Here is an 11,543-nt window from a genome sequence, read left to right on the forward strand (position 1 = left end):
AGCAGGGAGGGGAGCGTTTGCCTCAGCAAATGCGGGGTGGGGTTCTTTATTTTGATTTATGCAAGAGGTTTATTGAGTTATAAATAATCGTGTCTCAGTCGTTACATTAACTTCGTTTTGGAGAAGGTTGTTTCTGTTTTGAAACACTAGGCTGAGGGTTTAAAAATGGTGGGATAGGGCAGTCTAGCGTCATGGCGATCGCTCTGAGTAAATCTGCTTCGGAAGGAGTAACTTTGTTATCTAATAGTACCGTGTGGGCGCAAGCATCAACAATAGCCTGTTTGAGTTTAGGAGTGGCAAGACGCAGACGCTCAATACTTTTTTTGAGTTCAGTAAAATTACAGTTTAGTGGTTTTTCTGGTTTTTCTTGCTCCCCAGCTTTGGGGAGTCGAAAAACTCCAGAACGAAAAGCATAGGCGATGTCTTCAGTGGACGCATCGGGTTGGGAGTGTCCGACACGGGCAATTACGGACAATATTAATAGACTATCTGGCCAAATCTGTTCGATGGAGGTGAATTCTACCGTTGTAGTAAATGCAGGATTTATACTAGGTTGAAGACGATGCCACAGTATTAACTGCAACACAAAATGCCACAGCGATAAACTTCCGGTGGCTACAACTAAACCGTGGATGCATTTGCACAGCCTTTGGCATTCTTTGGCAGAGTTTTGGCGCAATATAGGCACTGCCAAATCCACCAGTGGTAAGCGAATTCTGGGATCTAACTGGCTAATTTCGCTACTTAGTTCCAAGGTTTTCTCTACCAAATCAGTAGGTTGTACCTCTCGTAACCAAGCAATCTGACGTTCTTGAATTTGGAGATTTTCTGTATCTAACGCTAGCGCCAAAGCGATCGCTATTGCACTTTGTTGCTCCCGCGCACCCAAACGCAGGGATTCTGGTAACTGCGATAACAGCGCTTGAGCATGGGCAAAATGCTCTGGTGTCACGCTTCCAACTTGGTTTACAACCTGTTTTGGCGTGGCGTTAGAACCACCAGCAAAGCCCATTGTTAGGGATTCTTGGGAAGGGGAACGCATCTGATTGCGAGATGGCATTGCTGCTAAATTGCTGACGTTCAAACCCCCAACGCGGCGGATACGTTCTGCTAAGGGTGGGTGGGTAGAAAACATATTTTCCCAGAAAGAGGGGTTGAGGGCATTGCCAAAAAACATGTGGCTAGAGGCTTCTGCACCCGGCGATATTAACCGTGAATCCATCTGTTGGAGTTTTTGAAAGACTCCGGTAAGTCCGTTGGGGTTGCGAGTGAACTGTACGGCTGAGGCATCAGCGAGAAATTCACGTTGGCGAGAGACGGCGGCTTTAATCAAGCGTCCGCAAAGTAATCCGATACCGCCAATTGCCATTAGTGCCAAACCAAACGCCCAGATAGGTAAACCCTTGTCTTCCTTTCCTAAGCGGAAGCTACCGCGAAGGCGCAACAGCAATTCCCCGGTTAAGTAAATGAACAAAATCCCATGCAGTAGTCCCACTAAACGCAAATTTAGCCCCATATCTCCATTGAGAATGTGACTGAATTCGTGGCCGATGACTCCTTGTAGTTCATCCCGGCTCAGATGTTCCAAAGTTCCACGGGTAACTCCAATTACAGCATCATTGGGCGTAAATCCCGCAGCGAAGGCATTAATGCCGGTTTCTCTGTCGAGGAGATAAACTTGTGGGACAGAAATACCAGAAGCGATCGCCATTTCCTCGACAATATTTAATAGTTGTCGCCCTTGTTCGTCGGCCATTTCTGGTAACAGGAGTCTTCCTCCTAACTCTTGGGCAATTACGCTTCCACCCTCCCGGAGACAGGCAATTTTGTACAAACTTCCGATTGCGATCGCAATTATTGTAATCCCAGCTACGTAGAGAAATATCCCTGGATGCCACCAAACACGAGGAGCGATGCGAAACAGAAATAAAGTGGCAATATAAATTGCCATAATCATAACTGCGATCGACAGGGAAAATAACCCAATTAATTGTTGCGTATTTTGGCGTGCCCGATCCTGATGTTCAAAGAAATTCATAGATATCTAAAAAGACACGCGTGGAGCATTTCTGATTTCTGGAGTAGCTTCGGGGAGCAATTCTGCAACAGTAAAGTTAAAATTATTTGCCACAAGGTTGCTGGGGAAAGATTCCCTCTTGGTGTTGTAAAGTGTCACCGCGTCATTAAAAGCCTGACGTGCAAAAGCAATCCGGTTTTCAGTGGAAGATAATTCTTCCATTACCTGAGTCATGGCGCGATCGGCTTTCAATTCTGGATAAGATTCTGAAAGTACCATCAACCGACTTAACGCACCCGTCAGCGCCCCTTCAGCATTGCCCAACTGTTGCATCGCTTGGGGATCGCCGGGATTTTGAGCGGCACGACTGCTAGCATTAATTGCAGAATTCCGAGCCGCAATAACTGCTTCTAAGGTTTCTCGCTCATGTTTCATGTACCCTTTAGCAGTTTCTACCAAGTTGGGAATTAAATCATAACGGCGCTGTAATTGAACATCGATTTGAGAGTAAGCATTTTTGTAACGGTTCCGATACTTAACTAAATCGTTGTAGCTATTAATGATAATTACAGCAACAATGGCAACTAAAGCAACAGAAAATATTAAAAACCCCATATTTTTAGATTATTTCCATCAGGTACTTACTTTTTTGCAGATTTACCAATCACGGTAATTCTTATATCCAGCAGAATTTGTGTGGATATAAAGATGAGTCTACTTGTAGCGAGTTGGCTTCGTCGTCTGTAAAATTAGTTACGCAAGTTTACTGATGTAGGATTTTTTAAATAACCGCAGAGGCGCAGAGAACGCAGAGTGAAATAAATTAAAGTTTATAGTAAGGACTTTAGTCCTGATAATCCTTGCTCTGAGCGATAAATCGCTCACTCAAACTAAGAGTTTATTTTATTGTATTTAATTATGTCTACCTACTTATCATCTCTCTTTTCTCTGTGTAGTCTACGCCTCTGCGGTTGATTAAAAATTGTAGCCAGATATGTCACCCATGAATATGCATAAATAGGGAATAACCACTGACAGCAAAAATAAAAAGGATGGCGGCAGGAAAAATTACTACATCCCTGACAATAAATAGAATCCAATCTTTTCTTAGTTCTTGTTTAAACTTGAGTTCTCGCAGTTTTCGCTCAACTTCTAAGTCTTCTGGTGACTGCAAGTTGGCAGGTGACAAAATTAGCGGATTATCGCCTTTGCTGGCAATTCTTTTTGATAAATCTGTTATATCTGTCATGCTGTTGAGATACTGATATCACTTAGTGTCTCATAAAAAAGAGCCAGAGAGTTAGTTCTCTGGCTCAAAGCTGGAGACAAAAGAATCATCCAATAAAGGCTAACTTGGGTAAGAACCTAAATTCTTCCCAGGTTATGCAGCCCTAAAATAGTACCTACTCCTAAGATATGACCAAAGGCGGTAGTTGCTAAAAGGGCTGGTAGACCAAAACCACCAAAAAAATTGGCTGAGGGTAGTCCTGGTTCTGCGTTGGGATACTTGATGCTAGATTTGCCAAAGGCAATGGCAACGATATTAGCAATAATCATAATCAGTCCAACTGTAGGACTCCATTGCAGAGGTGTGGTTGCAGCAGCGAGTAAGGTTGAAGTCAACACCTAGATTTGCTCCTGAAATTTATTAATGGTTGAAAACATAATCTGAAACTTTCCGAAGCAAATTCAAGAAATTACCCGATTTTGCATCAATATTTAACAGTTATTCTTACTACTTAATAAAATATGAGTTCAACGCAGCGATCTGAATGTGGTAGCTAGTTTGAATTTCAATATCCGAAACAAGCTAAGTGGTAGTCTTTATTTATACTTAAACGACAGTGATTCTGATGAAATTATTTCAATGCATCCATAGCAATTTGTGCAGGAGTTACGAATAAAAAGATCCTGACTTTTTGAAGGATATAGCTGAAGTAAGAAATTTCAGGAGCGGATTCACCTTTTGGTAGATTTAGACAGAATCATCAAAACTGTATATTTGGATGGGATAACACATAATTTGCCGCAAAACCTCATGCTAAATCAGTAATTTCAAGATCGACAGATGAAATTTTGATTGAATTCTAGTTAATTTGTTCCTTAAGTTCCTCAAAAGCCATGACATCCCCTGAGCCTCAAACTGATTTTGGAGAAAAAGCTCCACAAACGTCATTTGAGCCACCTTCTGGAAAACGGCGGTGGCTTTGGTTGAGTTTAGCCGCACTCCTATTGTTAGGGGGCGGAGCAGCTCTAGTTTGGCGTTTACTCACTCCGCAAAATTCAGCACCTTCAACTGCTAACGCTCAACCTCAAGGGGTAAGAGTCAAAATATCAACAGTACAAAGCGGCATAATTGAGGAAAGTTCAGATTTTATTGCTAGTCTAAAATCCCTGCGCTCAGTCACGCTCCAGCCGAGAATTCAGGGTCAAGTTACCCAAATACTTGTCAAATCGGGAGATCCAATCGTCGAAGGAGCAGCAATTCTCCAAGTAGATCCTACACGACCAGCAGGTATCAGTGGAAGCAATACTGTGCCTCAAGCATTTTTAATGCAACTGGCAAATGCCCGCGCTACACTCAAATCTTTAGAAACAGAACGACCCTCCTACGTTGCGAATGTGCAATTGTACCAGCAGAACTACGAAAAGTTTGTCAGCCTAGCTGAACAAGGAGCCGTGTCTCGACAGACTAGCAATCAGTTTGCTAATCGGCTGGCCAATGCTAAGACTAGTCTGGATGCAATTGATTCCAGAATTCAAGCCCAACGAGCCACCATCTTACAGGCTGAAAAATCTTTGCAGCAATCTAATGTAAATACTCAAACACAACAGCCCCAGTCTGACAAAATTACCGCTCCCTTTAGTGGCACAGTTGGCAACATCCCTGTGAAAGTGGGTGATTTAGTTAATACTTCTACACCATTAGTTAATATCACGCAAAATCGACCTTTAGAAGTGAATATCTCTGTACCGCTACAGCAAGGGCCTCAATTGCGTAAGGGTATGCCAGTAGAGGTGATGAACACACAAGGTCAAAAGCTTGGTAGAAGTAGGATATTTTTTATTGCACCTAATGCCAGCAATGAAACACAAACGATATTGATTAAAGCACTTTTTGACAACACTAACGGTCAGCTACGTGCAGATCAATTAGTCAGAGCTAGAGTGTTCTGGAATCAACGCCCCGGAGTTTTAATTCCCACAACAGCAATGACTCGTGTAGGCGGAGACACTTTTGTTTATGTAGTTGAAACAGAGACATCTCCCCAAGGTGTATCCCAACAAGTAGCTCGGCAAACGCGAGTGAAGCTAGGCGAGATTAAAGGTAATAATTACCAAGTTATTGAAGGATTACAGCCAGAAGATAAAGTTATTATTTCAGGTTTGCTCAATCTCAGGGATGGTGTTGCGATCGTTCCAGAATTTTAATTAAGGGGAGTAGCACTTCGACTCCTTTCGACTTCGCTCAAGGCAAGTCGCTCAGTTACCGAGGAGCAGGGGAGAAGTCTCAATCTTGTCTCCTACCAATCTTCACTCAAGAGTGTTAGGAACTTCCAAGAAATAAATTATCCAATCTTGTGGGGTGGGCGTCTCGCCATTGGTGTCAACTTAACGCTAAACCCGCGTGATGACAACGTTTTGCCCTCACCCCCAGCCCCTCTCCCTTGGGGAGAGGGGAGCTAGATATTCAATTCCCCTTCTCCCAAGGGAGAAGGGGTTAGGGGATGAGGGCGTGAGGGATTTGCAAAACGCCTGTCCGATATAGTTTTCGGCTTAAGTTGACACCAATGGCGTCTCGCCCGCCCACAGTCAAAGGCGGGCAAGATACCCACCCCACAATAAATAGTTGTATATTTTTTTATTTGGGAGTCCCTTAACTATAGCGATCGCTCTTTGTTAGAGAACTTGTAAAGTAGTTTCTAGGTGTCTATCTATGCAATACACTCTGAACTCACTTCCATTCTTTTCTCCTCAAAAGAAAGCATTGGTGAAATTTTAAGATATAACTCGTTTTGTCAATAGTGATTACGCTGTAAATTATCTATGTTATTGAGTATCTAATTAAGCTTTATAGTAAATTTTATGGCAAGGATGAACAATGCTTTTAAATATGCGTAGGCGTAGCTAGTCTTGTCTATGAAACGCTATTCAAAGGCATCACAGGCTGGAAATTTACGTTTGTAACTTCGATTTTGACTAAATTTAATCACCACTACTTATTGGTGACAGGTTAATGACCTTAACCTGTCACCAATGAGTAAAAGTAAGCAATTACTTGATTACGTAACAGAGGTAAACAATTATGTCAGTGAAAATCATCCAATCTAAGTGCGGTTTAGTTTTAACTTGTTTACTTGGAGAGATAATGCTGTTGGCTGCGCCAGTACAAGCTGGAGTGGAGGGCAAAAGCTACGATGTCAATGTTAATTCGAGTCAGGGAGATAATTTTACTGCTTGTTTTGAATTTAACGCCAATGGTAACAGCCTTCGCTTTGTTGGACTAGATGCTACTTATAGCCGTACAAATCTAGGTCGGGATCAGAGAAATTGGCAAGCAGTAACAAATCCAAATTCAGAAGAAAGTATCGCACTTAGCGGTCAAGTAAGAGGAGACTTTATTCCAGATCGGAGGATAAGTGGTAATGCTATCAATTCCCAAGGCACTACTTATACATTTAATGGAACACTCTTATCTGAGCCAACATGTCCAATTGAGAATGAATCCGAGATAGGTTCAGAAAATCCCTTCTTCAAATAATTTAATCTACGCAGATATGATAAACTAGATGAGCTTTTGGTTAACGAAGACAGACAATTTATAAAAGATGTTTGTAGACTATGGTCAAGACAATACCTGCGTCATCAGCACTTAAATTCTGTCAAGTTCAGTAGGGCGTAGTTTACTGCCGTAGGTATTGTGTTTAGCTCAATGAAGACTCAGAAATTCGATTTAGCTCAACATATTCAACAATATTCGCCAAGCCATAGCAAATCTTAATCTGCTGTGAAAATGCCGCCAAGAGGGCACGTATCCTCACCTTTTGCAAAGTATTTTCATTTCTCCCGCCTGAGAGTTACTTGAATTCGCTGGCGGGATTTTGGCTGGAATGAAGTCGGCAGTTTTAGCAGCGATCGCTAAATTTAACCTTGGTACAGTACCTTTAACAATAGATAATCACTTTAGTTAACCAAAATTAAACTCGATTAATCTATGGCATCTTTGACAGGGAAAGTTGCAATTATCACTGGTGCATCGCGGGGAATTGGACGAGCGATCGCACTAAAATTAGCTGGTAACGGTGCATCTATTGTCGTTAACTATGCGGGGAATGCAGGCAAAGCACAAGAAGTTGTTGCAGAAATTGAAAAGTTGGGAGTAGAAGCGATCGCTATCCAAGCTGATATTAGCAAAGTACCCGACATCCAACGGTTATTTGAGCAAACACTGGAACGCTTTGGGAAACTCGATATTTTGGTTAATAATGCCGGAATCGCCTTCTATAAACCAATTACTCAGGTGACAGAAGAAGATTTCGACGCGATTTTTGCCATTAACGTCAAAGGCACTTATTTTACTTGCCAGCAAGCGGCGCAACACATGGCAGAAGGGGGACGGATTATCAACTTTTCCTCATCAACTACAGTCATGATGCTGCCAACTTATAGTGCCTATGTAGGAACTAAGGGTGCTGTTGAACAAATCACGCGGGTACTAGCTAAAGAATTGGGTGCAAAAGCGATCGCAGTTAATGTTATTTCTCCTGGCCCCACCGATACAGAATTATTCCGAGAAGGCAAAACACAAGAACAGATAGATCGTTTAGCCCAAATGGCTGCTTTTGGCAAACTGGGAGATGTGCAAGAAATCGCCGATGTAGTAGCGTTTCTGGCTAGCGACGAAGCTAGGTGGATCACTGGGCAAAACATCCGTGTCAACGGTGGAATCGCGTGAGAAAAAGCGAGTTTAGGATACATTAGCTGCCAGTTGCTCCTATTAGTGTGTCAAGAACTAATTGACGGATAAATTCCTTGTAGAGACGGCGATTAATCGCGTCTCTCTAACTCTCTAACCGTCAAAATGAATTTGACAAACTACTAGTGTTCTGTCCCAAAAGTTTTCAGAGGTTCGTGGTGTTCAGATCCCCGACTTCTTGAAGAAGTCGGGGATTTCGCTGCCCCGCAAAATTAATGGGACAGAACACTAGTGCCTACCCATTTTTAGAACTTCAGACAACTTAAATTAATCACAGTCATCTCTAAATCAAAAATATAGTTTTTCATCTGCAAAACTTTTCGGTTTTATAATTGTCCAAGTAAGATAGGCCAGCCATTCTATCTTACAAATAAAACAGATTGCTAAATCTGGGCTGAAAAAATTTGTATAAACAATTTATAACTTATACAAATAACGGCTCGGCTATGCAGTTGTAGAGTCTGTGTTTTCGTACTCAATATCAATTCACTGTCATTCCAAAATTATGGATTTGTCCAACTTTACTACACTTCAAAACTTAGAAGCTGCTTTCGGTGGTGAATCGATGGCAAATCGGAAGTATCTGTTTTTCGCTGAGGTGGCGCGTCAACTTGGGTTTACAGACTTGGCGAAACTTTTTAAAGAAACAGCAGATCAAGAAACTGAACACGCTTTTGCACATTTTAAGTTACTACATCCAGAACTTGTGGTAGAAGATGCAGCTGCTTTAACTGATGAACAAAAGCGGGAAATTGTATCTCACTGTTTATCTTTGGCAATTGAAGGCGAGACTTATGAATATACCACAATGTATCCAGAGTTTGCCGCAGATGCGCAACGCGATCGCGACAATCCGGCAGCTGAAGAATTTCTCAAACAAGTTCAAGAATCTACCGATCATGCCAACACATTTCGAGAAGCTGCCCACCGTTTTGGCTTGTTAAAATTCATCGAAAATTATCACGCCGATCGCTACACTGAAGCCTTAGAAGTATTAAATGGTGGACAAACAGCAACTAGACTTGCTGGTGAAGATCCTAAAACTCGGAAATGGATTTGTAGACAATGCAGCATGATTTACGATCCCGTTGCTGGCGATCCTGATTCGGGAATTGCGCCTGGTACACCTTTTGAAGAAATTCCTGAAGACTGGGAATGTCCGATTTGCGGTGCTAGCAAAAAAACCTTTAAACCATTTGAGGAAAAAGTTGCAGCTTAAGACGACAATCAATTAGGCACTTTTTTAGCAAATAAACGCGAAGCGTCTCTTGGGATGCTTTGCGTTCATAATTATTTATACACAGGGTTTGATCGTGCATTTACCAGAAGATAATAGCCAATCTGAACGACAGAAACCAGTTTATCTAGAGCTAAATTTTCAGATTGTTTGTGCAGTTGTACTAATTGCTGTTATTGGAGTTTCTAGTGTGACTCCGGCTTTTCCAAAGTTAGCTAAAGATTTAAATATTAACCCGAAAAATTTGGGTTTGTTGATTACAGCATTTACATTACCATCTCTGATTTTAGGGCCAATTATTGGTATTCTTGCCGATAGATTGGGCAGAAAGATAATTATTGTTCCTTCACTATTTATATTTGGCATAGCTGGTACTGCTTGCGCCTTCGCCCGCGATTTTAATTTATTACTATGGTTGCGTTTGCTGCAAGGAATTGGTGCTGCTTCTTTGCTTTCTTTAAGTATCACCTTAATCGGCGATTTATATACAGGAGACAGACGGACTACGGCAATGGGTTACAATGCCAGTATCAGCAGTGTCGGCACATCAAGTTATCCAATAATCGGTGGTGCATTAGCTACAATGGGCTGGTATTATCCCTTTATGTTGCCGATATTAGCGATTCCTCTTGGGCTATGGGTGTTGTTTGCACTTAAGAATCCCGAACCAAAAGGCGATCGCAACCTCAAAAAGTATTTGAGCAATGCCATAAAAGTTCTAAAAAATCGTCAGCTATTTGGAATTTTTATTGCCAGTGCTGCTAACTTCGTTTTTCTTTATGGTGCTTATGTCACATATTTACCACAACTGATTAACGATACCTTTAAAGCGCCACCCACAATTATTGGATTGCTCCTTTCTAGTGTTTCCGTAGCAATTACGATTACATCTTCCCAGTTAGGTAAATTAGCGAGAAGATTTCCCGCCACAACTTTAATTAGCGCATCTTATGTTTTCTATGCCTTAGCAATGTTAATAGTTCCCTTTGTGTCAAATATCTGGTTACTATTAATTCCAAGTACAATTTTTGGGATTGGACTTGGTATTGGTTTTCCTAGCAGCCAAACACTTTTAGCAGATTTAGCACCAAGAGAATATTTGGCGACAATTATATCGGTAAACGGGACATTCTATGGATTAGGACAAACATTAGGCCCGTTATTGATGGGCTATGCCTTTGGTTTTGGCGGAATTAGTAGTGTGTTTTATGCCGCGACTGGTTTTGCAGTTTTGATATTTTTTGTGTTTAGGTATTGCACTTGTAGGTAATTTGTAATTCGTAATTCGTAATTTGTAATTCGTAATTCGTAATTCGTAATTCGTAATTCGTAATTCGTAATTCGTAATTCGTAATTCGTAATTCGTAATTCGTAATTCGTAATTCGTAATTCGTTTAGGGTGTGAGGGTTTTCTCAATGCGACGATCGGGGATTAGCCAAATGACAGCGACTAAAGCGTATAATCCACAGGCAAACCATGAGTTCACAAAGGCAAGTGGAATTGCCACAGCATAGACAACTACTGATAATTTTCCTTTGAAATCTTCACCAACTGCGATCGCTAGAGTCGAATCCTTGCCGTGGTAAGAAATCAGGGTGCGGGTAAGAATGAAGTAAGCGATCGCAGCCAACAACAACACTGCACCATAAAGGGCAACTGGCATGGCGGCAAAGTGATTCTCGCCCATCCAACCAGTGACAAAGGGGATTAGCGACAGCCAAAACAGCAGATGCAGATTAGCCCAGAGGATACGCCCATTAACCTGTCGGACTGCTTGTAGTAGGTGATGGTGATTGTTCCAGTAGATGCCGATATAAATAAAACTCAACACATAGCTCAGAAATACCGGGATTAGTGGACGTAGCGCAGCTAAATCGAACCCATGCGGTACTTTGATTTCCAGCACCATGATAGTGATGATGATGGCAATCACTCCATCGCTGAATGCTTCTAATCTCCCTTTTCCCATCTACGCATTCCTTTTCTATTTACTTGAAAGTAAGTTGTGACACTCTGTACTTTATCGTACCAAGTAGCCGCCATTGATGAAGATTGTCTGCGTTGGCGTAGCCCGCCGTACTCCTTTGGAGAAGCAAGCTACGCAAAGCGTCTGTCTACGACACGCTGCGCGAACGTAGAGAGGGCATCGCAAAATCAAAATCTTTAATTCTCACTTGCCAATTTCCGCCGTAATTCCCGAATAGCAGCGCTAGTATTGCTATGCTTTGAATCATAATGTGAGAAAAATTTTGATCCATAAATTAGAAAAAAGTTAACGAAAATTCAGGCTTTCGCGCTAATCACAAATTAC

The 11,543-nt window shown here is 41.8% G+C and carries 10 protein-coding genes; 5 read left to right on the forward strand and 5 right to left on the reverse strand.

Features of this window, described 5'->3' with window-relative positions; translation table 11 throughout:
• Nucleotides 1-106: 106 nt before the first annotated feature.
• From V7K61_RS17315 to psaK, 4 genes are all read right to left on the reverse strand, one after another.
• Nucleotides 107-2,038, reverse strand: a complete 1,932-nt coding sequence (locus tag V7K61_RS17315) for a M48 family metallopeptidase (RefSeq protein ID WP_335054962.1) — start codon at nt 2,036-2,038, stop codon at nt 107-109.
• Between the two features lie 6 nt (nt 2,039-2,044).
• Nucleotides 2,045-2,632, reverse strand: coding sequence for a LemA family protein (locus tag V7K61_RS17320; protein WP_335054964.1), 588 nt, complete (start codon nt 2,630-2,632; stop codon nt 2,045-2,047).
• Between the two features lie 382 nt (nt 2,633-3,014).
• Nucleotides 3,015-3,266: a hypothetical protein gene (locus V7K61_RS17325; RefSeq protein WP_335054966.1), complete on the reverse strand. Its 252-nt coding sequence runs from the start codon at nt 3,264-3,266 to the stop codon at nt 3,015-3,017.
• Nucleotides 3,267-3,382: 116 nt separating this feature from the next.
• Entirely contained in the window at nt 3,383-3,643 is a 261-nt protein-coding gene (psaK, locus tag V7K61_RS17330) for a photosystem I reaction center subunit PsaK (RefSeq protein WP_289799424.1), read from the reverse strand.
• 495 nt (nt 3,644-4,138) lie between these two features.
• Between psaK and V7K61_RS17335 the strand changes: the two genes are divergently transcribed.
• From V7K61_RS17335 to V7K61_RS17355, 5 genes are all read left to right on the forward strand, one after another.
• Entirely contained in the window at nt 4,139-5,449 is a 1,311-nt protein-coding gene (locus V7K61_RS17335; RefSeq protein WP_335054968.1) for an efflux RND transporter periplasmic adaptor subunit, read from the forward strand.
• Nucleotides 5,450-6,323: 874 nt separating this feature from the next.
• Nucleotides 6,324-6,779: a hypothetical protein gene (locus V7K61_RS17340; protein ID WP_335054970.1), complete on the forward strand. Its 456-nt coding sequence runs from the start codon at nt 6,324-6,326 to the stop codon at nt 6,777-6,779.
• A gap of 453 nt (nt 6,780-7,232) precedes the next feature.
• Nucleotides 7,233-7,973, forward strand: a complete 741-nt coding sequence (locus V7K61_RS17345; RefSeq protein WP_099101707.1) for an SDR family oxidoreductase — start codon at nt 7,233-7,235, stop codon at nt 7,971-7,973.
• A gap of 526 nt (nt 7,974-8,499) precedes the next feature.
• Nucleotides 8,500-9,213: a rubrerythrin family protein gene (locus tag V7K61_RS17350; RefSeq protein WP_335054972.1), complete on the forward strand. Its 714-nt coding sequence runs from the start codon at nt 8,500-8,502 to the stop codon at nt 9,211-9,213.
• 94 nt (nt 9,214-9,307) lie between these two features.
• On the forward strand, nt 9,308-10,501 hold the full coding sequence (locus V7K61_RS17355; protein ID WP_335054974.1) for an MFS transporter: 1,194 nt from the start codon (nt 9,308-9,310) through the stop codon (nt 10,499-10,501).
• Between the two features lie 124 nt (nt 10,502-10,625).
• On the opposite strand, the gene V7K61_RS17360 is transcribed toward V7K61_RS17355, so the two are convergent.
• Nucleotides 10,626-11,201 (reverse strand): TMEM175 family protein, encoded by a 576-nt coding sequence (locus V7K61_RS17360; RefSeq protein ID WP_335054976.1) that lies wholly within the window; start codon nt 11,199-11,201, stop codon nt 10,626-10,628.
• Nucleotides 11,202-11,543 lie beyond the last annotated feature (342 nt).

Origin of the sequence: Nostoc sp., from assembly GCF_036918015.1 — a bacterium.
GTDB lineage: Bacteria > Cyanobacteriota > Cyanobacteriia > Cyanobacteriales > Nostocaceae > Nostoc.

What these genes read in the sequence shown, in the direction of transcription:
- V7K61_RS17315 (WP_335054962.1), bottom strand. Translation starts at nt 2,038, where the DNA reads ATGAATTTCTTTGAACATCAGGATCGGGCACGCCAAAATACGCAACAA.
- V7K61_RS17320 (WP_335054964.1), bottom strand. Translation starts at nt 2,632, where the DNA reads ATGGGGTTTTTAATATTTTCTGTTGCTTTAGTTGCCATTGTTGCTGTA.
- V7K61_RS17325 (WP_335054966.1), bottom strand. Translation starts at nt 3,266, where the DNA reads ATGACAGATATAACAGATTTATCAAAAAGAATTGCCAGCAAAGGCGAT.
- V7K61_RS17335 (WP_335054968.1), top strand. Translation starts at nt 4,139, where the DNA reads ATGACATCCCCTGAGCCTCAAACTGATTTTGGAGAAAAAGCTCCACAA.
- V7K61_RS17340 (WP_335054970.1), top strand. Translation starts at nt 6,324, where the DNA reads ATGTCAGTGAAAATCATCCAATCTAAGTGCGGTTTAGTTTTAACTTGT.
- V7K61_RS17345 (WP_099101707.1), top strand. Translation starts at nt 7,233, where the DNA reads ATGGCATCTTTGACAGGGAAAGTTGCAATTATCACTGGTGCATCGCGG.
- V7K61_RS17350 (WP_335054972.1), top strand. Translation starts at nt 8,500, where the DNA reads ATGGATTTGTCCAACTTTACTACACTTCAAAACTTAGAAGCTGCTTTC.
- V7K61_RS17360 (WP_335054976.1), bottom strand. Translation starts at nt 11,201, where the DNA reads ATGGGAAAAGGGAGATTAGAAGCATTCAGCGATGGAGTGATTGCCATC.